Here is a 24,890-nt window from a genome sequence, read left to right on the forward strand (position 1 = left end):
CACACGCGGGAAGCCGCAGATTGTATGTGGCCCCCACGCTCCCGCACTGCGTGTCGTCGCTGCCCCCCGAGGGGGCCGCAGGCCGCCTTGAGGCGGCTCGGCGGCGGCCTGAGAACTCTTTTAGGAATTTGTTGATGAAGACCTTGGTAATCGCAGAAAAGCCGTCGGTGGCACAGGACATCGTCCGTGCACTCACGCCGGTGGCCGGCAAGTTCGACAAGCATGACGAGCATTTCGAGAACGACAGCTATGTCGTGACCAGTGCTGTCGGCCACCTGGTCGAAATCCAGGCGCCCGAGGAGTTCGACGTCAAGCGGGGCAAGTGGAGCTTCGCGAACCTGCCGGTGATTCCGCCTCACTTCGACCTGAAGCCGGTCGACAAGACGAAGACGCGCCTGAACGCCGTGGTCAAGCAGGCCAAGCGCAAGGACGTGACGCAACTCATCAACGCCTGCGACGCGGGCCGCGAGGGCGAGCTGATCTTCCGCCTGATCGAGCAATACGCGGGCGGAAAGACCGGCCTGAACAAGCCCGTGAAGCGCCTGTGGCTGCAGTCGATGACGCCGCAGGCCATCCGCGACGGCTTCGACGCGCTGCGCACCGAAAAGCAGATGCAGGGCCTGGCCGACGCCGCGCGCTCGCGCTCCGAGGCCGACTGGCTGGTGGGCATCAACGGCACGCGCGCCATGACGGCCTTCAATTCGCGCGACGGCGGCTTCTTCCTGACGACCGTGGGCCGGGTGCAGACGCCCACGCTGTCGGTGGTGGTCGAGCGCGAGGAAAAGATCCGCAAGTTCGTGAGCCGCGACTACTGGGAAATCCACGGCGTGTTCCAGGCCGAGGCCGGCCAGTACCCGGGCAAGTGGTTCGACGCCAACTTCAAGAAGCCGCCGCCCGGCCCCGACGGCACGGCCGACGCGGAGATCCGCGCCGACCGCGTGTGGAGCGAGCGCGAGGCGCGCGAGATCGCCGATGCGGCGCGCGGCAAGCCCGCCACCGTGACCGAGGAAAGCAAGCCCACCACCCAGGCTTCGCCAATGCTGTTCGACCTGACCTCGCTGCAGCGCGAGGCCAACGGCCGCTTCGGCTTCTCGGCCAAGACCACGCTGGCGCTGGCGCAGAGCCTGTACGAGCGCCACAAGGCGCTGACCTATCCGCGGACCGACTCGCGCGCGCTGCCCGAGGACTACCTGCCGGTGGTCAAGGACACCATGAAGATGCTCGCCGACAGCGGCATGAAGCACCTCGCGCCCTTTGCGCAGCAGGCGGTCGACGGCAGCTACGTGAAGCCGAACAAGCGCATCTTCGACAACGCCAAGGTGTCGGATCACTTCGCCATCATTCCCACGCTGCAGGCGCCGAGCGGCCTTTCGGACGCCGAGCAGAAGCTCTACGACTTCGTGGTGCGCCGCTTCATGTCGGTGTTCTTCCCGAGCGCCGAATTCCAGGTGACCACGCGCATCAGCACAGTGGAGGCCGGCGGCAAGAAGTACCCCTTCCGCAGCGACGGCAAGGTGCTGGTCAAGCCGGGCTGGCTCGCGATCTGGGGCAAGGAAGCCATCAGCGACGACGACGAGAAGGACGGCAAGAACCTGGTGGTGGTGAAGCCGGGCGAAACGGTGAAGACCGAATCGGCCGACCTGAAGGCGCTGAAGACCCGGCCGCCCGCGCGCTATTCGGAAGCCACGCTGCTGGGCGCGATGGAAGGCGCCGGCAAGACCATCGACGACGACGAACTGCGCGAGGCCATGCAGGAAAAGGGCCTGGGCACGCCAGCCACGCGCGCGGCCACCATCGAAGGCCTGATCACCGAGAAATACATGCTGCGCGAAGGCCGCGAACTGATCCCCACGGCCAAGGCCTTCCAGCTCATGACGCTGCTGCGCGGCCTGGGCGTGGAGGAACTCTCCAAGGCCGAGCTCACGGGCGAGTGGGAGTACAAGCTCGCGCAGATGGAGAAGGGCGCGCTGAGCCGCGACGCCTTCATGCGCGAGATCGCCGAAATGACGCAGCACATCGTCAAGAAGGCCAAGGAATACGACCGCGACACCGTGCCGGGCGACTACACGACGCTGTCGACCCCGTGCCCCAATTGCGGCGGCGTGGTGAAGGAAAACTACCGCCGCTACAGCTGCACCGGCAAGGCCGGGCAGGAACCCTGCGGCTTCTCGTTCGGCAAGTCGCCGGCGGGGCGCACCTTCGAGGTGGCCGAGGCGGAAGTGCTGCTGCGCGACAAGCACATCGGCCCGCTGGAGGGCTTCCGCTCCAAGGCCGGCTGGCCCTTCACGTCCGAGATCGTCCTCAAGTACGACGAAGAGGCGAAGAACTGGAAGCTGGAGTTCGACTTCGGCGACGACAAGAACGCCGACACCGGCGAGATCGTCGATTTCAGCGAGCAGGACACGGTGGGCCCGTGCCCGATCTGCGGCGCGCCGGTGTTCGAGCACGGCAGCAACTACGTCTGCGAGAAGTCGGTGCCCACCACTGCGCAGCCGACGCCGAGCTGCACCTTCAAGACCGGCAAGATCATCCTGCAGCAGCCGGTGGAACGCGCGCAGATGGAAAAGCTGCTGGCCACCGGCAAGACCGACCTGCTCGACAAGTTCGTGAGCATGCGCACGCGCCGCGCCTTCAAGGCCTTCCTGACCTGGAACGCCGAGGAGGGCAAGGTGACCTTCGAATTCGCGCCGCGCGAAGGCGGCAGCAAGTTCCCGCCGCGCAAGACCTTCGGCAAGGCCGCGCCGGCGGGCAAGACCGCGGCCGCCAAGAAGGTGGCGGCAAAGAAGACGCCCGCCGCCAAGAAGGCACCGGCCGCGAAGAAGGCCGCGGCGCCGCGCAAGCCCGGCGCGGGCCTGAAGCCCAGCGACTCGCTGGCCGCGGTGATCGGCGCCGAACCGGTGGCGCGCACCGAGGTCATCAGGAAGCTCTGGGACTACATCAAGGCCAACGGCCTGCAGGACGCGGCCAACAAGCGCGCGATCAATGCCGACGCCAAGCTCAAGCCGGTGTTCGGCAAGGACCAGGTGACGATGTTCGAGCTCGCGGGCATCGTGGGCAAGCACCTGTCGGCGCCATGAAGGCGGGGCGCAGGCATTTCGCCACCGGCCTGGCGGCCGGCGCGGCGGTGTTGTTTGCCGGCGCGGCCGGCCTCGCGCAGGCCGCGGCGTGGCCCGACCGGCCCGTGAAGCTGGTGGTGCCGTTCCCGCCCGGGCAGGCCACCGACATCTTCGCGCGCGCGCTTGCCGAACAGCTCGGCAAGCGGCTGGGCCAGCCGGTGATCGTGGACAACAAGGCCGGCGCCGGCAGCAACATCGGCACCGATTTCGTGGTGCGCTCGCCGGCCGACGGCTACACGCTCGTGGTGGCGGGCAGCGCGATGGCGGTGAACCAGACGCTCTACGCCAAACCCGGTTTCGATCCGCGCAAGGACCTGGTGGGCATCTCGCTGATCGCCACGGTGCCGCTGGTGTTCCTGGCCACGCCCGAAAGCAGCATCCGCAGCATGGCCGACCTGGCCGCGCGCGCCAAGGCCGAACCGGGCCGGCTGAGCTATGCGAGCGCCGGCATCGGCGGTACGCAGCACCTGTCGGGCGAGATGTTCAAGTCGGCCGCACGCGTCTTCATCACCCACATTCCGTACCGTGGCAGCGGGCCGGCGCAGTCGGACTTCCTGGGCAACCAGATTCCGCTGATGGTCGATTCGGTGACGGCAGCGCTGCCTCACATCAAGTCGGGCAGGGCGGTGGCGCTGGCGGTGACCTCGGCCAAGCGCTCGTCGCAGCTGCCCGACGTGCCCACCGTGCGCGAAAGCGGCGTGGCCGGCACCAGGGACTTCGAGGCCGTGGGCTGGCTCGGCCTGATGGCACCGCGCGGCACGCCGCCCGAGATCACGGCGCGGCTGAACCAGGAAGTGACCGACATCCTCAAGAGCGAGCAGATGGCGCGCTTCATCCGCGACCGGGGCTCCGAGCCCGCGCCCACCACGGGCGCCGAGTTCGACCGCTTCGTGGCGAACGAAATCCAGCGCTGGGGCGGCGCGGTGAAGGCGTCGGGCGCCAAGCCCGAGTAGCCCGCCGCCACGGTCACGCGAGGGCCGGCGGCGCTTGCTCCTCCGCGCTGCGATCGGCGTCCGCCAGCAGCCAGCGGCGGAAGTGGTCGAGCGTGGCCAGCTGGCCGCGGCCTTCGGGGTAGCAGAACCAGTAGCCCTGGTCGCCGCGGTAGCCGCCGCCCGGCAGCGGCTCGTCCACCAGCCCCGAGGCGATCTCGTCCTGCACCAGGCAGCGCGGCACCAGCGCCACGCCCATGCCCACCATCACCGCACGGATCATGGTCTGGAACTGGTCGAACTGCGGTCCGGCGAGCGGATCGAGCCCGCGCACGCCATGCGCCTCGCTCCATTGCAGCCACGACTGCGGCACCGTGACGTGGCGCAGCAGGGTGCAGCGCGCCACGTCCTGCGGCGTGCGGATGGCGGCTTCGGCCAGGCCCGCGCGCGGCGCGATCAGCGCCACGTCCCGCCCGGCCAGGTAGTGCGAGCGCGCGCCGGGCCAGTGGCCGTCGCCGAAGAGGATCGCGCAGTCGAGCTCGGGCCGCTCGAAGTCGTAGCCATGCACGAAGGGCACGAAATGCAGCGTGATCTGGGGATGCAGGCGCTGGAAGTCGGGCAGGCGCGGAATCAGCCACTTGGCGCCGAAGGTGGGCAGGGTGGACAGGTGCAGCGCGCCGCCGCCGTCGCCGCTGGTGATGAATTCCAGCGTGGCCGCCTCCAGCTGCGCGAGCACGGCGCGCACGGCTTTTTCGTAGCGCTCGCCCGCGGGCGTGAGCGCCAGGCGCTTGCGGCTGCGCTCGAACAGCGGCACGCCGATCCAGCGCTCCAGCTCCTGCACCTGCTTGCTGACCGCGCCCTGCGTGAGGTGCAGCGCCTCGGCGGCGCGCGAGACGCCGCCGAAGCGCACCACGGTGGAAAAGGCGCGCAGCAGGTTCAGCGGCGGGTTGAGGCGGCGGAGCGACATGGCTGGATGCCCATTAAAACATTCCAGATCAGAATGTTAGCTGGTCTATCCTTTGCTTCAAGTAACGCAGCAACTTTTGCTTCATTACTTCCGTCTCATTGGAGAAACCCCCATGCAACGTCGTCATCTTCTTTCCGCCCTGGCTGCTGTTTCTGTCGCGCCTGGAATATCCTTTGCCCAGCAAGGCAAGCCGATCCGCATGATCGTGCCCTTCCCGCCCGGCGGTGCCACCGACATCACGGCGCGCGTGCTGTCGGAGCCGCTGGCCAAGATCCTCCAGCAGCCTGTGGTCATCGACAACCGCGCCGGCGCCGGCGGCTCCATCGGCATGGCCGAGGTGGCCCGCTCCGCGCCGGATGGCCTCACTTTCGGCGTGGCCACGCTTTCCACGCACGGCGTGAACCCGGCCGTCTACCAGAAGCTGCCCTACGACCCGGTCAAGGGCTTCGTCGCCGTGACCGAGCTGGTGAAGGCCCCGGGCGTGGTGGTCATCAACCCGCGGGTGCTGCCGGTGCAGAGCTTCGCGGAACTCGTGAAGTACCTGAAGGCCAATCCGGGCAAGGTGTCGTACGCCTCGCCGGGCAACGGCACCATCGGCCACATGTGGGGCGAGCTCTTCAAGAGCAGCACCGGAACCTCGATGGTGCACATCCCCTATCGCGGTGCGGGCCCGGCCATCAACGACGTGCTCGCGGGCGAGGTGCCGGTGTACTTCGACCAGGTGGCCTCGTCGCTGCCGCACGTGAAGGCGGGCAAGCTGAAGGCGCTGGCCGTGTCCTGGAGCAGCCGGCTCGACGTGCTGCCCGAAGTGCCGACCTACCGCGAACTCGGCTATCCGGCCAACAACGATCCGTCGTGGTTCGGGCTGGTGGCGCCCGCCGGCACGCCGGCCGACATCGCGCTGCGCATGCAGCAGGCGGTGGCCACCGCGCTGAAGGACAGCTCGGTGCGCGAACGCCTGGCGTTGCAGGGGCTCTATGCGTCGGGCACCACGCCGGCCGAGTTCGCCAAGCAGATCGACAGCGAGATCGAGAAGATGAAAAAAGTCGCCGCCTTCGCCCGCATCCGATTGGACTGACCTGATTTGCCTATGCATCCTGTCCTGAAACTGATCCAAACCCGCGCCCAGGTGACGAGCGTCGCCGGGCACACGCCGCTGGTGCTCGACTCGCCGCACAGCGGCACCGTCTACCCCGAGGACTTCCGGCCCGCGTGCGACCTGGCCACGCTGCGCCGGGCCGAGGACACGCACGTCGAGAAGCTCTACGCCTTTGCGCCCGAAATGGGCGCGGCGTGGATCGAGGCGCACTTTCCGCGCAGCTACCTGGACGCCAACCGCGACACCACCGAGCTGGACACCGCGCTGCTCGACGGCCCGTGGACCGGGCCCCTTTCGGCCGACCCGCGCGTGCTCGCCAAGGTGCGCCTCGGCAAGGGCCTGGTCTGGAAGCTCACCGACGAGGGCCTGCCGATCTACGACCGGCTGCTCGGCGTGGACGAGGTGCGCGCGCGCATCGACAACTGCTGGCGGCCCTACCATGCGGCGGTGGCCGAGGCCATCGACGCGGCGCATGCGCGGCACGGCTACAGCATCCACATCAACTGCCACTCGATGCCGGCGGTGGCGGGCAGCCATGCCACCGATTTTCCGGGCCTCGTGCATGCGGACTTCGTGATCGGCGACCGCGACGGCAGCACCGCCGACCCGGCGCTGTCGCAAAGGATCCGCGAGCACCTGCGCGCGCGCGGCTACAGCGTGGACTACAACCATCCCTACAAGGGCGTGGAACTGGTGCGCCGGCATGGCCGGCCGGCCGGGCAGCGGCACAGCATCCAGGTCGAGGTCAACCGCAAGCTCTACATGGACGAGGCCACGCTGGCGCTCGACGAGGACGGCGCGGCGCGGCTGCGGCAGGACCTGCAGTCGATGGTGGCCATGCTGCTGGCCACCGATCCGCGCTGACCGGCAACAACAACAACCCTGCCGCCGGCGCGTGTGTTGCGGCAGGGCCGGAAGGCACCGGGCCTATAGTGGCCGCAAGTCTTCCCACCATTGCCTGGAGTTTTACGTGAAGCCATTCATTGCAGCTGTTCTTGCCATTGCGATGGGCGCCCTGGCGGCGGGCTGCGCCGGCACGGGGTCGGCCGGCAGCGGCGACCGCGCCGCCTCGTCGTCCGGCAGCGGCGTGACGGTGTTCGGCACCATCGACGCGAGCGTCAGCGGCAGCTCGAACCGTTCCGAGCGGCGCTAAGCCGGCCGGGGCGTCAGCGCCGCAGCAGCGCCTGGCGCAGCACCCGCGCCGCGCGGTCGCGGATCCGGCCGTGCCCGGCATCGGGCACGGTACGCGGCGCCACCTTCGCGGTGGCGCAGGCCCACAGAAAGTCGTGCAGGATCGGCGTGTCGTCTACCGTCTCGGTGCTGCCGTACTTGTGGAATTCGGGGTGCCACTGCGTGGCGGCGATGTAGCTGCGGCCCCTGTCGGCGCTGCGGCGGATGGCCTCGGGCACGCGGTCGGGCAGGCTCCAGGCCTCGATCTCGAAACCCGGCGCGAGGTCTTTCACGCCCTGGTGATGGATGCTGTTGACCTTGGCGGTCTTGACCTCGGGGTAGAGCTTGGCCAGGCGCGTGCCCTCCACGATCTCGATCTGGTGGAAGTTCTGGTCGTAGGTCACCGGGTCGCGGTGCCGCACGGCTTCAGGATGCTCGTGCTGCGCCTCGATGTCCTGGTAGAGCGTGCCGCCGAAGGCCACGTTGATCAGTTGCAGCCCGCGGCAGACGCCGAAGATGGGCTTGCCGGCCTGCTCGAAGGCCTCGACCAGCGCCAGGTCGTACAGGTCGCGGATGCGGTCGCCCACCCAGGCATCCTTGAGCGGCACCTCGCCGTAGCTGCCGGGCCAGACGTCGGCGCCGCCGTGCATCACGACGCCGTCGAGCCATTCGGCGTAGTGCGAGAGCTTGGTGTCGCCGCGTGCGGTTTCGCCCGTGGGGCAGGGCACCATCACCACCATGGCACCGGCCGACATGAGCCAGTGCGCAATGGACTGCTCGACGTACTGCAGCGTCTTGTTGGTGAAGAGCGAACGCGCCGGGTCGGCATGGGAAAAGCAGGCGGACAAGCCGATCTTGAGCCGGGCGGAAACTGGTTGCGGCATCGCGGGACGAGCAGGGCGTGCTGTGCGAAAAGGAAAGTCCATTGTGGCGCTTTGGCCTCTCGCACGGGGTCGGACGACACGCCAAGTATGCTTTCAACGCCGCCACGACCAAGAAGGAAGACAAGCCATGAAAACGATCAAGGGCCCGGCCATATTCCTGGCCCAGTTCGCCGGGGACGAAGCCCCGTTCAATTCGCTCGACGCCATTGCCGGCTGGGCCGCCGGACTGGGCTACAAGGGCGTGCAGATCCCGAGCTGGGACGCGCGCCTGTTCGACCTCAAGAAGGCGGCCGAGAGCAAGACCTACTGCGACGAGGTCAAGGGCACGCTGGCCGTGCACGGCCTCGAGATCACCGAGTTGTCGACCCACCTGCAGGGCCAGCTGGTCGCGGTGCATCCGGCCTACGACGCGGGCTTCGACGGCTTCGCGGCGCCCGAGGTGCGCGGCGATCCGGTGCGGCGCCAGCAGTGGGCGGTGGAGCAGTTGCACTTCGCGGCCAGGGCCTCGGCCAACCTGGGGCTCACGGCGCACGCCACCTTCTCGGGCGCGCTGGCCTGGCCGTACCTTTATTCGTGGCCACCGCGCCCGCCGGGACTCATCGAGGAGGCCTTCGACGAACTCGCGCGCCGCTGGCGCCCGATCCTCGATGCCTTCGACGCGGCGGGCGTGGACGTAGGCTACGAGATCCATCCAGGCGAAGACCTGCACGACGGCGTGAGCTACGAGATGTTCCTGGAGCGCGTGAACAACCATCCGCGCGCCTGCCTCCTGTACGACCCGAGCCACTTCATGCTGCAGCAGCTCGACTACCTGGCCTACATCGACCACTACCACGAGCGCATCAAGATCTTTCACGTGAAGGATGCCGAGTTCAACCCGACCGGCAAGCAGGGCGTGTACGGCGGCTTCCAGAGCTGGATCAACCGCGCGGGGCGCTTCCGCTCGCTGGGCGACGGGCAGGTCGATTTCAGCGCCATCTTCTCGAAGATGGCGCAGTACGACTTCCCGGGCTGGGCGGTGCTCGAATGGGAGTGCTGCATCAAGCACCCCGAGGACGGCGCGCGCGAGGGCGCGGCCTTCATTGCCGACCACATCATCCGGGTGGCGGAGCGCGCTTTCGACGATTTTGCGGCGGGCGGCGTGGACGTGGCGGCCAACAAGCGGATGCTGGGGATCGGCTGAGGTGCTTTTCAGCTATATTTTTGATAGCATCGAACGCGTGGGTGGCGGGTGTTTGGCGCCGAATTCATTAATGCGTTGTTTTTAAGACAAGCAACTGTCATGCCCCGCGGGCTATAATGCCGGGTTCGTTTCGATACCACGACGAAGCACTTTTCGTCACTCCGCCGGCTGACCTGCACTGTCCCTTGGATTTTTCAGGCCTCTTTCCCCCAAGCCGGCTTCACAGTGTGTTGGAGCGCCAGACCGGGCGCCCATGATTGCCACCACTGCCTTCGTTCTTGTTGAAGCGAATAGCGCGTCCGCCGCGCCATTCCGGCCGGCCCACGCCCGTTTTCAATTATTTTTCTGGCATCTTGCGCACACTTTTCGCGCAGGGTGCCAAGGCTTCATGGACATCATTCAACACAGTATCGCGGTGGGCAAGTACCTTGTTTCCCCGCTCATCCGCCACCAGGACGACGGCAATTTTGCCGCGTCCGTCTCGATCCGCTCCGGCCGGGGCAGCGGCATGCACGACCGCGTGATGCGTTTCACGCCGCGCTTTGCCAGCCACGCCGCCGCGGCACGCTATGCCGTTGCCCAAGGGCTCGGCTGGGTGCGCGAACGCCACCCCCGCAGCGCGCCGCTCGCTTTGCCGTGCGCGGGCTGAAACAATTACGCCCATCTTCATCTCCAACACACATCGAACGAGAATTCAGAGGTAATCACACATGCCCAAGGAAGAACTGATCGAAATGAACGGCGCAGTGACCGAAGTCCTGCCCGACTCGCGCTACCGCGTGACGCTCGACAACGGCCATCAGCTGATCGCCTACAGCGGCGGCAAGATGCGCAAGCACCACATCCGCATCCTGGCGGGTGACAAGGTGTCGCTCGAACTCTCGCCCTACGACCTGACCAAGGGCCGTATCACCTTCCGCCACCTGGAGCGTCGCGGCCCGCCGCCGACCAACTCCGGCAACAACAACGCACCTCGCCGCTGATCCGCGACGGACGAAGGGCCTTGCAAGCGCCCCGCGCGGGCGCTTGGCAAGGCCTTTGTTTTTGTTGCGGCCGCCCGGCTGCAAAACGATGACCACATCCCCTTCCACCGCCGGCGGCCCGCCAGCCGGCAACGGTTTTGCCACGCTGGCGCTCTCGCCCCAGATGCTGGCCAACCTGACGCAGCTGGGCTACACGCAGATGACGGCGATCCAGGCGGCCGCGCTGCCGCCGGCGCTGCTCGGCAAGGACCTGATCGCGCAGGCCAAGACCGGCAGCGGCAAGACCGCCGCCTTTGCCCTCGCGCTGCTCTCCAACCTGAACCCGCGCCGCTTCGCCATCCAGGCGATGGTGCTGTGCCCCACGCGCGAGCTGGCCGACCAGGTCACGACCGAAATCCGCCGCCTGGCGCGCGCGGAAGAGAACATCAAGGTGGTCACGCTCTGCGGCGGCGTTGCGCTGCGCGGGCAGATCGCGAGCCTGGAGCATGGCGCGCACATCGTGGTGGGCACGCCGGGCCGCATCATGGACCACCTGGAGCGCGAGAACCTGAATCTCGAGGCGCTCAACACGCTGGTGCTCGACGAAGCCGACCGCATGCTCGACATGGGCTTCTTCGACGACATCGTGAAGGTGGCGCGCCAGTGCCCCAAGGAGCGCCAGACGCTGCTGTTCTCGGCCACCTACCCCGAAGGCATCGCCAAGCTCGCGCAGCAGTTCATGAAGAGCCCCGAGCAGATCACGGTGCAGGCGCAGCATGAAGGCAGCAAGATCCGCCAACGCTGGTACCAGGTGAAGGAAAGCGAACGGCTGCATGCCGTGAGCCTTTTGCTCGACCATTTCCGCCCCGTGAGCACGCTGGCCTTCTGCAACACCAAGCAGCAGTGCCGCGACCTCGTCGAGGTGCTGCAGGGCCAGGGCTTCAGCGCGCTGGCGCTGTTCGGCGAACTGGAGCAGCGCGAGCGCGACCAGGTGCTGGTGCAGTTTGCCAACCGCAGCTGCTCGGTGCTGGTGGCCACCGACGTGGCGGCGCGCGGGCTCGACATTGCGCAGCTCGAAGCCGTGATCAACGTCGACGTGACACCCGACGCCGAAATCCACATCCACCGCATCGGCCGCACCGGCCGCGTGGGCCAGCAAGGCGGCGCCGAGGGCCTCGCGCTGAACCTGGCGAGCATGGACGAGATGGGCAGCGTCGGCAAGATCGAGCAGCTGCAGGGCCGCGAATCCGAATGGCACCCGCTGGCCGAGCTCACGCCGGCCAAGGGCGCGCCGCTCGCGCCGCCCATGGCCACGCTGCAGATCGTGGGCGGGCGCAAGGAGAAGATCCGCGCCGGCGACGTGCTGGGCGCGCTGACCGGCGACTGCGGCTATGCCAAGGAGCAGGTTGGCAAGATCAACGTCAACGAGTACTCGACCTATGTTGCGGTGGACCGCAGCATTGCCGAAGAAGCCGCACGCAAGCTCGACAACGGCCGCGTGAAAGGCAAGAGCGTCAGGGTGCGCCTGCTGACACCGCAGTCCACCTGACATCCCTCCCATGGCCCGTCGTTTCGGCGCTTGGCAGATGAAATCTGCCGATGTGGCCTAATCGGGGGTCGAACATCCTTTTTATCCGAGCTTTCCATGCCCAAGAAAATCCGTACCGAAGCCGACCGTCTTGCCAGCCCGAAGCCGACCCCCATGCCCGGCTACACCGCGCCTCGCACTGGTGGCGGCCAGAAGGTCAGCCTCGAGCGCGGCACCGCCACGCGCAGCAAGAAGAACCCGGGCAAGCGCCCGACCAAGGGCGGCTGATCCAGCCCCCGCGGCTCTTTCTTCGGAGCCACGACGAACGCGCCCCACGGGCGCGTTTTGTCATTGGGCCCGCTACAACAAGCGCCATGTCCGACGACAACCAGATCTACATCCCGCCCTCGTTCTTCGCGGTCTACAGCGATGCGCGCCAGCGCCTGCGCGAGCCGATCGGCGTGGTGCGCGAGCGCTACGAGATCTGCGAGGACCTGGCCAGCCACCTCGTGGGCCACGCACAGATCCAGCACCACACCGAGGTGCCGGTCGAGAGCGAGATCCTGCGGCGCATCCATGCCGGGCTCGCGATGCCCGAAGCCGGCGTGTCGGCGGCCGAGGCCGGCTGGATCGTGCAGCGGCTGGCCGAGCTGCTGGGCTGGCCCGGCCCTGAGCCGGCGCCGGCCGAAGACTGAAGCGCAGGCGCCCGACGGGGCAACTGGCTACATTCATCGAATGACCAGCCGCACCACCGACCTCCTGCTCACCGCGGCCGCGCCCGCCATCTGGGGCAGCACCTACATCGTGACCACCGAGCTGCTGCCGGCCGACTACCCGCTGACGGTCGCGCTGCTGCGCGCGCTGCCGGCGGGCCTGCTGCTGCTGCTGATCGTGCGCCAGCTGCCTGAACGGGCATGGTGGGGGCGCATCCTCGTGCTGGGGGCGCTGAACTTCTCGATCCTCTGGGCCATGCTGTTCCTTGCGGCCTACCGGCTGCCGGGCGGCGTCGCGGCGACGATCACCTCGGTGCAGCCGCTCTTCGTGGTGTTCCTGGCGAGCTTCTTCCTGGGCTCGGCGGTGCGCGCGCTCTCGGTGGCGGCCGCGGTGGTGGGCATCGGCGGGGTTGCGCTGCTGGTGCTCACGCCGAACGCCGCGCTCGATGCGCTCGGCATTGCCGCGGCCTTTGCCGCCGCGGTGTCGATGGCCTTCGGCACGGTGCTCAGCCGGCGCTGGCAGCCGCCGGTCTCGGCACTGGCCTTCACGGCATGGCAGCTGACCGCGGGCGGCCTGCTGCTGCTGCCGGTGGCGCTGTGGCTGGAGCCGCCGCTGCCCACGCTCAGCGCCGCGAACTGGATCGGCTTCGCCTGGCTCGGCCTGGTGGGTGCCGCGCTGACCTACATCGTCTGGTTCCGCGGCGTGGCCCGGCTGGAATCGTCGGCGATCGCGCCGCTGACTTTCCTGAGCCCGGTCATGGCCGTGATCCTCGGCTGGGCGCTGCTGGGGCAGAGCCTGTCGGTGCTGCAGGTGGTGGGCATCCTCGTGGTGATCGCGAGCATCTGGCTCAGCCAGCATGCGCAGCGCGGCGCGCCGGCCGCGGTGCTGGCAAGGCCCTAGGCGGAGCGGGCCGCCGGGGCGGCGCGCTTCAGCAGGCCCAGGTAGCCACCGGGCTGCACTTCCATGCGCGTGGTGGCGCCCCGGCGCTGCAGCAGGCGGTGTGCCTTCGGCAGGCTCCAGCAGGGCAGGCTGGTGAACATGTGGTGCTCGCAGTGGTAGTTGACCCAGTAGGGCGCCACCAGCGCGCGTTCGAGCCAGCCGGCATGCGTGGTGCGTGCTTGGCGCAGCGGATCGGCCTCGTTCTGCGCCACCAGCGCATGCTCGGCGATGTTGCGCACGCGGCTCACGAGCGGCAGCCAGGTGGCCATCGGCAGCAGCCACATCAAAAGCCAGGCCCATCCATACCCGGCCAGCGCGAAGGCCAGGAAGCCGAGGCCGTTGCCGGCAAGGAAGCGCCGGTCCTTCGCCAGCTCGCGCCCGAATGCCTTCAGCGCCGATTCGCCGGGTGCGCGACGGCGGATGCCTTCGGCGATGTGGCCGAAGCGCTGCTTGTAGAAGGTCTGGCCGCTCAAATCGCGCACGACCTTGCGCCACATCGAATCGCGCGTGATCGGGAAGGGCGCGGACAGCACGAGGTCCGGGTCTTCGGTCTGCTGCACGAAGCGGTGGTGCTGCAGGTGATAGGGCCGGTAGTCGCGCAGCGTGGACGAGCACAGCCAGTAGCCGATCCAGTCGTTGACCCTGCGGCTGCGGTGCAGGCCCGCATGCGCGGCGTCGTGCATGAGGATGAAGAGCCCGAGCTGCCGCGCGCCGACGATCGGCACCATGAGCGGCACGGTCCACGGCCAAGCAATGCCCACGAGCATCGCGGCGCCGATGACGCCCCAGCAGTGCGCCACCAGCCACAGGCCCTTCCATGAAGAGCGGGTGGTGAGCGACTGCCACTCTTCGGTGGAGAAGAAGTCCTCGGGTTGGGCGCGGGGGGCGACGGCCATCGGGCCAGTATGCGCCGATGGCCCGGCCGCGGCACGCGGAATTCCCCGGGGCCTCAGTTGTCGATCACCTTGCGGGCGAACAGCTCGAGGTAGTCCATCAGCCGGTTGGCGCCGGCAACGGCCGCGGCCTCGTCGCCGGTCGCGATGCCCTGCGCGAGTTCGAGGTGCGCATTGGCGCCTTCGACGATCTCGCCTTCATGCTGGTAGGCGTACCAGAAGCGGCGGCACTGCACGATGAGCGGGATCACGGCCTTCACCGCCGAGTCGTTGTGGCTCGCCTGGTGGTTGACGAGGTCGAGCGCGCGGTCGGCCTGCATGTAGTCGTTCAGGTCGCCGCGATGGGCGGCCTTCACCATCAGCTCGGCGCAGCGCACGATCTCCTTGCGCTGCAGCGCGGTGGCGCGGCGCGCCGAGCAGGCCGCGATCAGCCGTTCGAGCACGCGCCGGGTCTGGATCACGTCGAGGTGGTCGGCCAGGTCGATGGTCGACACCAGCAGGCCGCGGCGCGGCTGCTGCACGATGAGGCCGATGGACACCATGCGCATCAGCGCCTCGCGCACCGGCGTACGGCCGAGGCCGGTGCGCTCGGCGAGGTCGGCCTCGACGATCTGGCTGCCGGGCTCCAGCTGCAGCGTGGACAGCAGCGTTTCGATCGCGTCGTAGGCGAGGTCGGCGGCCCGTCGCTTGGGCTGGGGGCGGGGCACGGTCTTCGGGGGGGCCATTGTTTTCTTTTGCTGCTGGTGCTGCTGCTACTTCGGCTTCATTGTCGGTCCACATCGCCATCCGGGCGCGCGAGGCCGGCCAGCGTGGCGATGCGCGCGGGCGAGAGCGGCGGCCGCGGCGCGGGCGGCGTCCAGCCGAACAGGAACTGCGCCGCATCGCCGCAGACGCGGCCCTGGCAGGCGCCCATGCCGCAGCGACGATGGAGCTTGGCATCGGCCCAGCCGCTGCAATCCGCGAGCGCCGAAAAGGGCACGTCTTCGCAGCGGCACACGAGGGTGTCGGGCTGCGGCATCTGCCTGATGGCGGGGGCTAGCGCGAAGCTGCGGTGCAGCTGCGCGGCAAAGGCATTCCAGCGGGCGCGCCCGGCTTCGTACGACCTCGCTGCGCGCCCGTTGCCGACGGCCGCGTGGCCGGCGATGGTGCCCTGGGCCAGCGCACGCTCGCTGCCGCCGAAACCGGTGCATTCGCCGGCCGCGTAGATGCCGGGCAGGCTGGTGGCTTGCAGCGCATCGACGGCCAGCGCCTGCGCTCCGCCATCGGCAGGCGTGAGCGCACAGCCCAGCATTCGGCCGAGCTGCGTGTTGGGCACGAGGCCGAAGCCGCAGGCGATGCGGTCGCAGGCGATCTCCACCTCGCGCTCGCCCTGCAGGAGCCGAACCGACTCGACCTGCGCGCCGCCCTGCGCCGAGACGATGCGCGACGAAGTGCGGTACTGCCCATCGGCCAGCGCCACCGCCTGCACGGCCTTGCCCGGCCATCTCAGCAGGCTGGCGGCAAAGCCCGCGACTGCCGCGAACGAGGCCTGCTCGGCGACGCGCACGACCTTGGCACCCGCCGCGCGCGCTGTTGAAGCAGCGGCGAGCAGCAGAGGCCCGCTGCCCGCGATCACGATGCGCTCGCCCTCCACCGGCAGCCCCGCCTTGATGAGCGCCTGCAATCCACCTGCGCTCGTGATGCCGGGCAGCGTCCAGCCCGGGAAGGGCAGCAGCAGCTCGCGCGCACCGGTGCAGAGGATCAGCTTGCTCCACCGCATGCGCCAGCCGCGTTCGGCATCTTCGAGCAGCAGTTCGTCGCGCGCAGGCGCCGCGACGACGCGCGTGCCGCTGCACACGCGGATGTTGGCGTGGCGTTCGAGCGCATCGCGCCAGGTGCGGGCAGCCGCAGGCAGCGATGCGCCGGGGCCGTCGCGCCAGATCTGCCCGCCGGGTGCGGGGTTGTCGTCGATCACGGCGATCGATGCGCCGCTCGGCGCGGCTGCCACCGCCGCGGCCATGCCGGCCGGGCCCGCGCCGACGATCAGCAGGTCGCAGTGCTCCAGCGCCATGGCCGTCATGCCGAGGTCTCCACGCGCATGCCTTCGGCGCAGACCGCCTGGCAGGCGAGCCTTTGCCGGCCATCGATCCGCACGCGGCATTCCTGGCACACGCCCATGCCGCAGAAGGGCGCGCGCGGCTGGCCCGTGACGGAGCTGCGCGCCACGCCCATGCCGCCGGCCACGCGCAATGCGGCGGCGACCGAGCTGCCCGCCTTCACGCGGACGGGTTGGCCGTCGATGTGCAGCAAGGTCTCACCGCTCATGCGCGCTTCTCCAGCAGCCCGCGCGGCGCATAGGGCGCCGCATCGAACCCGGGTGCCGCGCCGGTCATCAGCGCCGCGAGCAAGTGCGCGCTGCCCGGCGCGGTGGTCACGCCCAGGCCTTCGTGGCCGACCGCGAGCCAGAGCTTCTCGCGCCAGGGGTGCTTGCCCAGCAGCGGCAACCCGTCGGGCGTGGCCGCGCGCAGGCCGGTCCACGAGCGGACCGCGTTGAGCTCCGCGAGCCCCGGCAGGTAGCCGAGCGCGCGCTGCAGCATGCGCGCGAGCATCGGCGCTTCGACCGCCGGATCGGTGGTGTCGAACTGGCGCGAGGAGCCGATCAGCAGCTGGCCCGTGGGCCGCGGCTGCACGTTGAAGGCCACCGAATCGCCGTCGCTGTGGTGCGCGCTCGTCACGTAGCCGAGCTCGACGAGCTGGTGGTGCACCGTGCCCGGGTAGCGGTCGGTGATCAGCAGGTGGCCCTTCTTGGGGCGGATGGGGAGTTCGGGGCAGAGCGCCGTGGCTTCGATGCCGTTGGCCAGCACGACCTGTGGCGCGCTGCGGCGGCTGCCGTCCGCGAGCTGCAGCGTGCCGTCGTCTTCGATCGCTGCGACCTTCGCATGCTCGACGCGGATCGAAGCGCCGCCCTGCGCGAGCAGCCAGCGCGCCGCGTTCGGCGCATAGAGGATGCCGTCGCCGGGCACTTCGAGCGCGCCTGCAAGGCCCTTGCGCAAGGCGGGCTCGGCGCGCGCGAGCGCAGGCGCATCGAGGAGGCGGCTGTCGACGCCGTGTTCATGCAGCCGCTGCTGCTTGCGCTCGGCCTCGGCCATTTCTTCTTCGTTCGCGGCGATCCAGAGCGTGCCGCAGGCGCTGTACGCGCAGTCCTCGTCCATGCGGGGCGCCAGGGCGCGCCACTGCGCGATCGAATGGCGGCTCAATGCAAGTTCGGCCGGGTTGTCGTCCATCACCACGAGGTGCCCCATGCCCGCGCCGGTGGCGCCGCCGATGCGCGCATCGAGCACCAGCACACGGCGGCCGGCCTGCGCCAGCGCTTGCGCGCAGGCGGCGCCGACGATGCCGGCGCCGATGACGATGACTTCGGCGTGCACGGCCTATTGCACTTCGCGGAACACCGCGGAAGCGGCTTTGCCGGGCCGCTGGTGTTGCCGGGTTGGCGGAGCGACACGAAGTGCGCGAAGACTGGGGGCGAGCTTCATATCCGGATACCCCAGCCGAAAGGATCGCTGTCGTCGATCAGCAGCGTGGCTTCGGCGCTGATGTGCGCGCGGCCGCGCAGCGTCGGAATGACCTTGCCGCCGTCTTCCAGCGTGTAGCTGGCCTCGAAGCGGCTGCCGATCACGCTGGCCTGCGTCCACACCTCGCCCGGTGCGAGCTTGCCGTCGGCCGCGAGGCAGGCGATCTTGGCGCTGGTGCCGGTGCCGCACGGCGAGCGGTCGTAGGCATTGCCGGGGCAGAGCACGAAGTTGCGGCTGTCGGCGCCTTCGCTGTCGTCGGCAAAGAGTTCGATGTGGTCGATCTCCGCACCCTCGGCGCCCGTGATGCCCTGCGCCGCGAGCGCGCGGCGCAAGGCCGCGGTGTAGCCGGTCAGCGCGGCGAGGTTGTCGCTGGCCACGCGCTGGCCGTGCTCGCTCACGAGGAAGAACCAGTTGCCGCCCCAGGCCACGTCGCCATGCACAGTGCCATGGCCGGGCAGCTCGACCGCCACCTGGTGCAGGTGCCGGTAGGCCGGCACGTTGCGCACGCTGACCGAACCATCGGCATGCAGCGTGGCCGTGACGGTGCCCACGGGCGTTTCGATGCGGTGCTCGCCGGCGCCGATGCGCCCCATGTGCGCGAGGCTCGCCACCAGGCCGATGGTGCCGTGGCCGCACATGCCGAGGTAGCCGGTGTTGTTGAAGAAGACCACGCCGGCCACGGCGTCCTTCGACACCGGCTCGCACAAGAGCGCGCCCACGATCACGTCGCTGCCGCGCGGCTCGAGCACCGTGGCGGCGCGCCATGGGTCGTGCCGCTCCGCCAGCAGCGCGCGGCGCTCGCCCATGGTGCCGCCGCCGAGGTCGGGAAAGCCGCCGACGACCAGCCGCGTGGGCTCGCCGCCCGTGTGCGAATCGATGACCTGGATGCGGTGCATGTCGTCCTTCGGCTTCAGTAGCTCGCGAGGGGAACGGGCGCGGCGTTCTTGAAGGTGAACACCGTGATCGGCGCCTGCTTCATGTTGCCCTTGTCGTCGTAGCTGTAGGTGGCGGCCACGCCCTTGTAGGTGGTTTTGTAGAGCTCGGCACCCACCTTGTCGGGGTCGATGGAGTTGGCCTTCTGCATCGACTCGCCGATGAACAGCACCTGGTCGTAGTACGAGGCGGCATACGCATCCGCATCGACGTTGAAGCGCTTCTTGAACTTGGCCTTGAAGGCCGGGCCGCTCTGCGCCTTTTCAAGGATGGAGCCGCCCTGCGCGCAGAACACCAGGTCGTTGACCGCGTCGCCGCCGAGCTTGCCGGTGGCCGGACTGCAGACGGTGTCGCCGCCCAGCAGCTTGCCGGGCACCGCGAGCTGCTTCATCTGGCGCGCCATGGGTGCGGCCTGCGGCGCATAGCCGCCGAAGAAGATGGCTTCGGGCGCCTTGGCCTTCATGTTGGTGAGGATCGCGGTGAAGTCCACGGCCTTGTCGGTGGTGAACTCCTGGCCCACGATGGTGAGGCCTTGCTTCTTCGCTTCCTTGGTGAATTCTTCCGCCAGGCCCTGGCCGAAGGCAGTGCGGTCGTCGATCACGCCCACCTTCGTCACCTTGAGCACCTTGGCCGCATACACCGCCATGCTGGAGCCGATCTGGTTGTCGCTCGCGATGATGCGAAAGAGGTTCTTGTAGCCGCCTTGCGTGACCTTCGGGTTGGTGCCCACGGTGGAGACCATGGTGCCGCCATCGGCATAGATCCGCGACGCCGGGATGGCCACGCCCGAGCAGTAGGGGCCCATCACGTACTTGACGCCGTCGTCCACGAACTTCTGCGCCACGCTGACGCCGGACTTGGCGTCGCACTGGTCGTCTTCGGAGACCAGCTCGAACTTCAGCGTCTTGCCGCCGGCCGTGATCTTCTTCGCGTTGAGTTCCTCGATGGCCAGGCGCACGCCGTTTTCGTTGTCCTTGCCCGCGAAGGCATTGGGGCCCGAGAGCGGCCCGCTGTGGCCGATCTTGACGACCTGCTCCTGCTGCGCATGCGCATGGCCTGCCATGGCGATGGCCGCCATGAGGCCGAGAAACGGAATCATGTGTGCTTTGGACTTCATGCTTGTTCCCAGGTAAGGACGATGAAAAAAGTGCGAGCGCGCGTTATTACACGACCGACTGGTACTGCGCAGGCCGCGTGGCCAGCGCCTTGTTCACGATGGCCTCGATGGCCGCGCGCTCCTGGCCGATGAGCGGCAGCCGCGGGCGGCGCATGTGCTCGCTGCCCACGCCCACCAGCACGTCGATCAGCTTGAGGTTCTGCACCAGCTTGGTCGACACGTCCAGGTGCAGCATCGGCGTCATCCACTGGTAGAGCTTCAGCGCCTCGGCGAACCGGCCGGCCTTCATCAGGTCGTACAGCGCCACCGTCTCGCGCGGGAACGCGCAGCCCACCCCGGCCAGCAGGCCGTCGCAGCCCAGCGCCAGGCCTTCGTAGGCCAGGTCGTCCACCCCCAGGAACAGCTGGTAGCGATCGCCCACGGTGTTGCGCAGGTCGGTGATGCGGCGGATGTCGTCCGAGCTCTCCTTGATGGCCGCGATCCATTCGCAGTCCGCGAGCTCGAGCATGTGCTCGGGCTTCAGGTCGACCCGGTAGGCCACCGGGTTGTTGTAGACCATGATGGGTTTTTGCGCCGCGTTGGCGATGGTGCGCACGTTGAGCATGGCTTCACGCGCATCGGCCACGTAGATCACCGAGGGCATCACCATGAAGCCGGCCACGCCGAGCTTGTTGGCCCCGTCCACGTAGCGCAGCGCCTCGCGCGTGCTGGTTTCCGACACATTGGCCAGCACCGGGATGCGGCCGTCGGCGGCTTCGAGCGCGATCTTGGCGACCTGCAGCTTTTCTTCGAGCGAGAGCGTGCTGGCTTCGCCGAGCGAGCCGCAGGTAACGAGGCCGTGGATGCCGTTGCGGATCTGGAAGTCGATGTGCCGCGCGGTGCCTTCGGCATCGATGCTTTCGTCGGCGTGGAATTTGGTGGTGATGGCGGGAAAGATGCCTTGCCAGCGGGGTTGGGTCACGTGAGCGCTCCTGGATGTGCGGTGGGGAAGGGTCCTGATTTAAATATATTAGCGATATATCGTCAAGATATGCGTGGGTTGGGCGCTCTTCCGAGTCGGGTTCTTCTGTGATATTCGGGCGCTTTATTCAGGGCGCGCTCCCGCCGACGGGAGCGTTATTCAGAGCGGTCGTTGATCGGCCGGCACAAGCGCTGCGCTCATCGTGCACAGGGCATCGGGTGCTCCCCGCAGCGAAATTAAGGAGGAGGCCGAAGGCCGGGGGACATTCGCGGAGGGGAGTACCCGGTGGCCTGTGCACGCGCCCTGAACAAGAACGACAGCGCCAAAAACAACAGCACAAGATCAGTCGATCTTCGCCCCCGAAGCCTTCACCACCGCCCCCATCGCGTCCCAGTCCGCGCGCAGCAGCTTCTGGAACTCTTCGGCGCTCTGCATGCGCGGCTCCACGCCCAGGCGCTTGAAGCGCTCCTGGATCGCCGGATCGGACAGCACCTTGTTGGTGGCCGCATTGAGGCGCTCGACCTCGGCCTTGGGCGTGCCGGCCGGGGCGAGCAGGCCGATCCATGAATCGAAGGCATAGCCCGGCAGCCCGCTCTCGGCCACCGTCGGCAGGCTCGGCAAGAACGGGCTGCGCGCCTGGCCCGTGGATGCGAGCAGCTTCATGCGCGGATCGGCCTGGAAGCCCATCACGCCGATGCTCGACGAGATCACCGCCTGCACGCGGCCCGCGAGCACCTCGTTGACCGCCTCGCCGGTCGACTTGGTCGGGATGTGCGTCATCTGCAGCCCGGCCTTGGCAAGGAACGACGCCATTGCCAGGTGCGTGGCGCTGCCGTTGCCGGCCGAGGCGTAGTTGTACTTGCCCGGATTGGCCTTGACCTCCTTGATGAAATCGGCCGTGCTCGACACGTTGAGCCCGCTCGACACCGCCAGCGCGTAGCCCGCGTTGCCGATGCTGGCCACGCCCACGAAATCCTTCAGCGGGTCGTAGGAGAGCTTGCTGTACAGGAAGCCCGCGATGTTGTGGCTCGCGGCCGCGAGCACCAGCGTGTTGCCGTCAGGTGGCGCCTTGGCCACGACGGCCGCACCCACCGTGCCGCCCGCGCCCGCGCGGTTCTCGACGATGGCGCTGGCGTTGAGCGCCGCGCCCAACTCGGCGTTGAAGGCGCGCGCCACCGTGTCCTGCACCGCGCCGGTGCCGAAGGGCACGACGATGTGGATCACGCGCTGTTGGGCATGCACGGGCGCGAACGCGCCGAGCGCCGTGGCGGCTGCAAGGGCAGCCAGCGAACGCCGGGTGAACAGGGTGGAGGTCATCGGGTTGGCCGCTTTCATCATCATCGTTGGCAGTGAAAAAATTCAGCCGCCCGAGGGCAGCCAGCGCTGCACCAGCTTCACGAAGTAGCTGGCGCCGATCGGAATGATCTCGTCGTTGAAGTCGAACGACGTGTTGTGGATGATGCAAGGGCCGGGCCCGTGGCCGTCGAGCCGGTGGTCGCCGTCGCCATTGCCGAGGAACGCATAGCAACCGGGGCGCGCGAGCAGCATGTGGGCGAAGTCCTCGGCGCCCATCACGGCGGGAAAGTTGTCGGTGACCATGCCGTCGCCCACCACCTCGCGCATCACGCCGGCGGCAAAGCGCGCCTCGGCCACGTGGTTGACCACCGGCGGCGAGGAGCGGTTGAAGAAGACCTCGGCCGTGCAGCCATGCGCCGCGGCCACGCCGGCGGCCACTTCGCGCAGGCGCGCCTCGATCTTGTCGATGGCCTCGATGGAGAAGGTGCGGATGGTGCCGCCGACCGTGGCCACGTCGGGAATCACGTTGGGCGCATCCGAGCCCTGCAGCTGCGTGACCGCGAGCAGGGCGCGCTCGGTGCTCGGAATGGTGCGCGGCACGATGGTCTGCAGCTGCTGCGCAAGCGTGACCACCGCGGCGACCGGGTCGATGCCGGTGTGCGGCATCGAGGCGTGCGTGCCGCGCCCGCGCACGGTGATCTTGTAGGTGTTGCTCGAGGCCATCAGCGCGCCTTCGTTGAGCGCGAAGCGGCCCACGTCGCCGACCGGGAAGTTGTGCAGCGCAAAGACCGCGTCGCACGGAAAGCGCTCGAACAGGCCGTCCTGGATCATCTTCTTCGCGCCGGCCTTGCCCATCTCCTCGGCGGGCTGGAAGATGAAATGCACGGTGCCGTCGAAGTCATCGGGCCCCTGCTGCGACAGGTGCCAGGCGGCGGCCAGCAGCATGGTGGTGTGGCCGTCGTGGCCGCAGGCATGCATGCGGCCCGCATGCGTGGACTTGTGGGCGAACGCGTTGGCTTCGTGCAGCGGCAGCGCGTCCATGTCGGCGCGCAGGCCGATGGTGCGCGTGCCGGTGCCCTTGCGCAGCACGCCGACGAGGCCGGTGCCGGCAATGCCGCGGTGCACCTCGATGCCCCATTCGGCGAGCAGGCCCGCCACCTTTTCGGAAGTGCGGTGCTCCTCGAAGCCGAGCTCGGGATGGGCATGGATGTCGCGCCGGATATCGACGAAGCGGGAGGCGTGGGCGGCAAAGGAATCGACGATGTTCATGGTGGCAAGCAGGGGTCGTGGGGGCGAACGATTCTGGCGCAAGGCGGCGCGCGGCGCCATGCGTGGCAGCGAGCAGGCGATGCGTCAGAGGCCGGCCAGCACCTGGCCGAGCGTCTCGGCCAGCAGGTCGGCATGGGCCTCGGAAAACACCAGCGGCGGGCGGATCTTGAGCGTGTTGGCGTGCTCGCCGGTGGCGCTCAGCAGCACCTGCCGCTCGCGCAGGCCGTTGACGACGCGCGCGGTTTCCGCCGTGGCGGGCGTGCGGGTGCGGCGGTCGGTAACGAGCTCCACGCCCACGAACAGGCCCGCGCCGCGCACGTCGCCGATCAGCGCGTGGCGCTCGGCGAGCTTCGCGATCTGCGCGCGCAGGTAACTGCCGACGCGCTGCGCATTGGCCATCAGCCCTTCGCGCTCGACCACGTCGAGCACCGCCATGCCCGCGGCCATCGACACCGGGTTGCCGCCGAAGGTGTTGAAGTAGCGGCACTCGCGGCCGAAGGCGGCCAGCACCCCGGGCCGCACCGCAAGGCCGGCCAGGGGATGGCCGGCGCCCAGCGGCTTGCCCATGGTGACGATGTCGGGCACCACGCCATGCCGCTGGAAGCCCCAGAACGCGTCGCCGGTGCGGCCCAGGCCGGGCTGCACTTCGTCGGCGATGAAGAGGCCGCCGGCCTCGCGCACCGCGTCCACCGCCTCGGCCATGAAGCCCGGCGGGTCGGTGAAGATGCCGTCGCTCGAGAACACGGTGTCGACCATCAGCGCGGCCGGGCGCATGCCGTGCGCCTCGAGGTCCGCGATGGCCTCGCGCACGCCGTTCGCGAACGCGCGGCCCAGTTCGCCGGGCGCGATGCGGTAGCTGTCGGGCGCGGGCACCGTGCGCACCGCATCGCCGAGCTGCACGAACTTGCCGAGCGAGGGCGAGGCCTCGGCGATCGACGCGGTGACGCCGTGGTACGCGAAGCGCGTGACGATCAGCCCCTCGGCCCTGGTGTGCGAGCGTGCGATGCGCATCGCCAAGTCGTTGGCCTCGCTGCCGGTGCAGGTGAACATCGCGTGCGCGAGCTCGGCCGGCATGGTGGCGAGCAGCCGCTCGGCGTAGTCGAGCACGCCCTCGTGCAGGTAGCGCGTGTGGGTGTTGAGCACGCCGGCCTGGCGCGCGATGGCCTCGACCACATGCGGGTGGCAGTGGCCGACCGAAGCGACGTTGTTGTAGGCGTCGAGATGGGGCCGGCCCTCGGTGTCGTACAGCCACACGCCCTCGCCGCGCACCGGGTGCAACGGCGTCTCGTAGAACAGGCGGTAGGCCGGGCCGAGCACGCGCGCGCGGCGCTCGACGAGGGCCTGGGTCGAAGGGGCGAGGGAAGTCATGGGCGATC

The 24,890-nt window shown here is 68.8% G+C and carries 25 protein-coding genes; 12 read left to right on the forward strand and 13 right to left on the reverse strand.

The features are described from left to right. Positions 1-134 precede the first annotated feature (134 nt). On the forward strand, positions 135-3,077 hold the full coding sequence (locus RZE77_RS27165) for a DNA topoisomerase III (RefSeq protein WP_319440058.1): 2,943 nt from the start codon (positions 135-137) through the stop codon (positions 3,075-3,077). Then, positions 3,074-4,069, forward strand: coding sequence for a tripartite tricarboxylate transporter substrate binding protein (locus RZE77_RS27170; protein ID WP_319440059.1), 996 nt, complete (start codon positions 3,074-3,076; stop codon positions 4,067-4,069). Before RZE77_RS27165 ends, RZE77_RS27170 begins: the two co-directional genes overlap by 4 nt. 13 nt (positions 4,070-4,082) lie before the next feature. Here RZE77_RS27170 and RZE77_RS27175 read toward each other — a convergent pair whose 3' ends face one another. Then, positions 4,083-5,012 carry a LysR substrate-binding domain-containing protein gene (locus RZE77_RS27175; RefSeq protein WP_319440060.1) on the reverse strand — a complete coding sequence of 310 codons (930 nt, stop codon included), beginning with the start codon at positions 5,010-5,012 and terminating at the stop codon, positions 4,083-4,085. A 112-nt stretch (positions 5,013-5,124) separates the two neighbouring features. On the opposite strand from RZE77_RS27175, the gene RZE77_RS27180 reads away from it, so the two are divergent. The 3 genes from RZE77_RS27180 (at position 5,125) to RZE77_RS27190 (ending at position 7,264) form a co-directional block, all read left to right on the forward strand. Beyond that, positions 5,125-6,090: a tripartite tricarboxylate transporter substrate binding protein BugE gene (locus tag RZE77_RS27180; RefSeq protein ID WP_319440061.1), complete on the forward strand. Its 966-nt coding sequence runs from the start codon at positions 5,125-5,127 to the stop codon at positions 6,088-6,090. Between the two features lie 12 nt (positions 6,091-6,102). Further along, complete coding sequence (locus tag RZE77_RS27185; RefSeq protein WP_319440062.1) at positions 6,103-6,975, forward strand: N-formylglutamate amidohydrolase; 873 nt, start codon at positions 6,103-6,105, stop codon at positions 6,973-6,975. Positions 6,976-7,081: 106 nt separating this feature from the next. After that, positions 7,082-7,264, forward strand: coding sequence for a hypothetical protein (locus RZE77_RS27190; protein WP_319428231.1), 183 nt, complete (start codon positions 7,082-7,084; stop codon positions 7,262-7,264). A gap of 13 nt (positions 7,265-7,277) precedes the next feature. Here RZE77_RS27190 and RZE77_RS27195 read toward each other — a convergent pair whose 3' ends face one another. Continuing rightward, entirely contained in the window at positions 7,278-8,165 is an 888-nt protein-coding gene (locus RZE77_RS27195; RefSeq protein WP_319440063.1) for a gamma-glutamyl-gamma-aminobutyrate hydrolase family protein, read from the reverse strand. A gap of 127 nt (positions 8,166-8,292) precedes the next feature. Here RZE77_RS27195 and RZE77_RS27200 point away from each other — a divergent pair, with 127 nt between their 5' ends. From RZE77_RS27200 to RZE77_RS27230, 7 genes are all read left to right on the forward strand, one after another. After that, on the forward strand, positions 8,293-9,348 hold the full coding sequence (locus RZE77_RS27200; RefSeq protein WP_319440064.1) for a sugar phosphate isomerase/epimerase family protein: 1,056 nt from the start codon (positions 8,293-8,295) through the stop codon (positions 9,346-9,348). A gap of 388 nt (positions 9,349-9,736) precedes the next feature. Further along, positions 9,737-9,997 (forward strand): hypothetical protein, encoded by a 261-nt coding sequence (locus RZE77_RS27205; protein WP_015867949.1) that lies wholly within the window; start codon positions 9,737-9,739, stop codon positions 9,995-9,997. Between the two features lie 61 nt (positions 9,998-10,058). Next, positions 10,059-10,331, forward strand: coding sequence for a translation initiation factor IF-1 (gene infA, locus RZE77_RS27210; RefSeq protein WP_015867950.1), 273 nt, complete (start codon positions 10,059-10,061; stop codon positions 10,329-10,331). A gap of 88 nt (positions 10,332-10,419) precedes the next feature. Continuing rightward, complete coding sequence (dbpA, locus tag RZE77_RS27215; protein ID WP_319440065.1) at positions 10,420-11,859, forward strand: ATP-dependent RNA helicase DbpA; 1,440 nt, start codon at positions 10,420-10,422, stop codon at positions 11,857-11,859. A 96-nt stretch (positions 11,860-11,955) separates the two neighbouring features. After that, positions 11,956-12,126, forward strand: coding sequence for a hypothetical protein (locus tag RZE77_RS27220; protein ID WP_180288607.1), 171 nt, complete (start codon positions 11,956-11,958; stop codon positions 12,124-12,126). A gap of 86 nt (positions 12,127-12,212) precedes the next feature. Then, positions 12,213-12,533 (forward strand): hypothetical protein, encoded by a 321-nt coding sequence (locus RZE77_RS27225; RefSeq protein ID WP_319440066.1) that lies wholly within the window; start codon positions 12,213-12,215, stop codon positions 12,531-12,533. 40 nt (positions 12,534-12,573) lie between these two features. Continuing rightward, positions 12,574-13,452, forward strand: a complete 879-nt coding sequence (locus RZE77_RS27230) for an EamA family transporter (protein WP_319440067.1) — start codon at positions 12,574-12,576, stop codon at positions 13,450-13,452. On the opposite strand, the gene RZE77_RS27235 is transcribed toward RZE77_RS27230, so the two are convergent. The 11 genes from RZE77_RS27235 to RZE77_RS27285 form a co-directional block, all read right to left on the reverse strand. Next, entirely contained in the window at positions 13,449-14,387 is a 939-nt protein-coding gene (locus RZE77_RS27235; RefSeq protein WP_319440068.1) for a fatty acid desaturase family protein, read from the reverse strand. The two genes, RZE77_RS27230 and RZE77_RS27235, sit on opposite strands and share 4 nt — an antisense overlap. 53 nt (positions 14,388-14,440) lie before the next feature. Continuing rightward, the gene (locus tag RZE77_RS27240; RefSeq protein WP_319440069.1) at positions 14,441-15,109 is read right to left on the reverse strand and encodes a GntR family transcriptional regulator; all 669 of its coding nucleotides are present in this window, start codon (positions 15,107-15,109) and stop codon (positions 14,441-14,443) included. Positions 15,110-15,147: 38 nt separating this feature from the next. Next, on the reverse strand, positions 15,148-16,443 hold the full coding sequence (locus tag RZE77_RS27245; RefSeq protein WP_319440070.1) for an FAD/NAD(P)-binding oxidoreductase: 1,296 nt from the start codon (positions 16,441-16,443) through the stop codon (positions 15,148-15,150). Beyond that, positions 16,440-16,688, reverse strand: a complete 249-nt coding sequence (locus RZE77_RS27250) for a (2Fe-2S)-binding protein (RefSeq protein WP_018903478.1) — start codon at positions 16,686-16,688, stop codon at positions 16,440-16,442. The genes RZE77_RS27245 and RZE77_RS27250 overlap by 4 nt, the downstream gene beginning before the upstream one ends. Continuing rightward, positions 16,685-17,791 (reverse strand): NAD(P)/FAD-dependent oxidoreductase, encoded by a 1,107-nt coding sequence (locus RZE77_RS27255; protein WP_319440071.1) that lies wholly within the window; start codon positions 17,789-17,791, stop codon positions 16,685-16,687. The genes RZE77_RS27250 and RZE77_RS27255 overlap by 4 nt, the downstream gene beginning before the upstream one ends. A gap of 104 nt (positions 17,792-17,895) precedes the next feature. Continuing rightward, on the reverse strand, positions 17,896-18,834 hold the full coding sequence (locus RZE77_RS27260) for a 4-hydroxyproline epimerase (protein WP_319440072.1): 939 nt from the start codon (positions 18,832-18,834) through the stop codon (positions 17,896-17,898). A 14-nt stretch (positions 18,835-18,848) separates the two neighbouring features. Further along, positions 18,849-19,988, reverse strand: a complete 1,140-nt coding sequence (locus tag RZE77_RS27265; protein ID WP_319440073.1) for a branched-chain amino acid ABC transporter substrate-binding protein — start codon at positions 19,986-19,988, stop codon at positions 18,849-18,851. Between the two features lie 46 nt (positions 19,989-20,034). Then, positions 20,035-20,949 carry a dihydrodipicolinate synthase family protein gene (locus RZE77_RS27270; RefSeq protein ID WP_319440074.1) on the reverse strand — a complete coding sequence of 305 codons (915 nt, stop codon included), beginning with the start codon at positions 20,947-20,949 and terminating at the stop codon, positions 20,035-20,037. Positions 20,950-21,291: 342 nt separating this feature from the next. Continuing rightward, on the reverse strand, positions 21,292-22,284 hold the full coding sequence (locus RZE77_RS27275; protein WP_319442424.1) for a tripartite tricarboxylate transporter substrate-binding protein: 993 nt from the start codon (positions 22,282-22,284) through the stop codon (positions 21,292-21,294). A gap of 24 nt (positions 22,285-22,308) precedes the next feature. After that, on the reverse strand, positions 22,309-23,514 hold the full coding sequence (locus RZE77_RS27280; RefSeq protein ID WP_319440075.1) for a M20 aminoacylase family protein: 1,206 nt from the start codon (positions 23,512-23,514) through the stop codon (positions 22,309-22,311). Positions 23,515-23,598: 84 nt separating this feature from the next. Further along, positions 23,599-24,882 (reverse strand): aspartate aminotransferase family protein, encoded by a 1,284-nt coding sequence (locus RZE77_RS27285; protein ID WP_319440076.1) that lies wholly within the window; start codon positions 24,880-24,882, stop codon positions 23,599-23,601. Positions 24,883-24,890: the final 8 nt, after the last annotated feature.

It is taken from the genome of Variovorax sp. SPNA7 (assembly GCF_033807855.1).
Taxonomy (GTDB): domain Bacteria; phylum Pseudomonadota; class Gammaproteobacteria; order Burkholderiales; family Burkholderiaceae_C; genus Variovorax; species Variovorax beijingensis.

What these genes read in the sequence shown, in the direction of transcription:
- RZE77_RS27220 (WP_180288607.1), top strand. Translation starts at nt 11,956, where the DNA reads ATGCCCAAGAAAATCCGTACCGAAGCCGACCGTCTTGCCAGCCCGAAG.
- RZE77_RS27200 (WP_319440064.1), top strand. Translation starts at nt 8,293, where the DNA reads ATGAAAACGATCAAGGGCCCGGCCATATTCCTGGCCCAGTTCGCCGGG.
- RZE77_RS27180 (WP_319440061.1), top strand. Translation starts at nt 5,125, where the DNA reads ATGCAACGTCGTCATCTTCTTTCCGCCCTGGCTGCTGTTTCTGTCGCG.
- RZE77_RS27175 (WP_319440060.1), bottom strand. Translation starts at nt 5,012, where the DNA reads ATGTCGCTCCGCCGCCTCAACCCGCCGCTGAACCTGCTGCGCGCCTTT.
- RZE77_RS27195 (WP_319440063.1), bottom strand. Translation starts at nt 8,165, where the DNA reads ATGCCGCAACCAGTTTCCGCCCGGCTCAAGATCGGCTTGTCCGCCTGC.
- infA (WP_015867950.1), top strand. Translation starts at nt 10,059, where the DNA reads ATGCCCAAGGAAGAACTGATCGAAATGAACGGCGCAGTGACCGAAGTC.
- RZE77_RS27265 (WP_319440073.1), bottom strand. Translation starts at nt 19,988, where the DNA reads ATGAAGTCCAAAGCACACATGATTCCGTTTCTCGGCCTCATGGCGGCC.
- RZE77_RS27280 (WP_319440075.1), bottom strand. Translation starts at nt 23,514, where the DNA reads ATGAACATCGTCGATTCCTTTGCCGCCCACGCCTCCCGCTTCGTCGAT.
- dbpA (WP_319440065.1), top strand. Translation starts at nt 10,420, where the DNA reads ATGACCACATCCCCTTCCACCGCCGGCGGCCCGCCAGCCGGCAACGGT.
- RZE77_RS27185 (WP_319440062.1), top strand. Translation starts at nt 6,103, where the DNA reads ATGCATCCTGTCCTGAAACTGATCCAAACCCGCGCCCAGGTGACGAGC.
- RZE77_RS27170 (WP_319440059.1), top strand. Translation starts at nt 3,074, where the DNA reads ATGAAGGCGGGGCGCAGGCATTTCGCCACCGGCCTGGCGGCCGGCGCG.
- RZE77_RS27260 (WP_319440072.1), bottom strand. Translation starts at nt 18,834, where the DNA reads ATGCACCGCATCCAGGTCATCGATTCGCACACGGGCGGCGAGCCCACG.
- RZE77_RS27240 (WP_319440069.1), bottom strand. Translation starts at nt 15,109, where the DNA reads ATGGCCCCCCCGAAGACCGTGCCCCGCCCCCAGCCCAAGCGACGGGCC.
- RZE77_RS27245 (WP_319440070.1), bottom strand. Translation starts at nt 16,443, where the DNA reads ATGACGGCCATGGCGCTGGAGCACTGCGACCTGCTGATCGTCGGCGCG.
- RZE77_RS27285 (WP_319440076.1), bottom strand. Translation starts at nt 24,882, where the DNA reads ATGACTTCCCTCGCCCCTTCGACCCAGGCCCTCGTCGAGCGCCGCGCG.
- RZE77_RS27275 (WP_319442424.1), bottom strand. Translation starts at nt 22,284, where the DNA reads ATGAAAGCGGCCAACCCGATGACCTCCACCCTGTTCACCCGGCGTTCG.
- RZE77_RS27165 (WP_319440058.1), top strand. Translation starts at nt 135, where the DNA reads ATGAAGACCTTGGTAATCGCAGAAAAGCCGTCGGTGGCACAGGACATC.
- RZE77_RS27205 (WP_015867949.1), top strand. Translation starts at nt 9,737, where the DNA reads ATGGACATCATTCAACACAGTATCGCGGTGGGCAAGTACCTTGTTTCC.
- RZE77_RS27225 (WP_319440066.1), top strand. Translation starts at nt 12,213, where the DNA reads ATGTCCGACGACAACCAGATCTACATCCCGCCCTCGTTCTTCGCGGTC.
- RZE77_RS27250 (WP_018903478.1), bottom strand. Translation starts at nt 16,688, where the DNA reads ATGAGCGGTGAGACCTTGCTGCACATCGACGGCCAACCCGTCCGCGTG.
- RZE77_RS27235 (WP_319440068.1), bottom strand. Translation starts at nt 14,387, where the DNA reads ATGGCCGTCGCCCCCCGCGCCCAACCCGAGGACTTCTTCTCCACCGAA.
- RZE77_RS27230 (WP_319440067.1), top strand. Translation starts at nt 12,574, where the DNA reads ATGACCAGCCGCACCACCGACCTCCTGCTCACCGCGGCCGCGCCCGCC.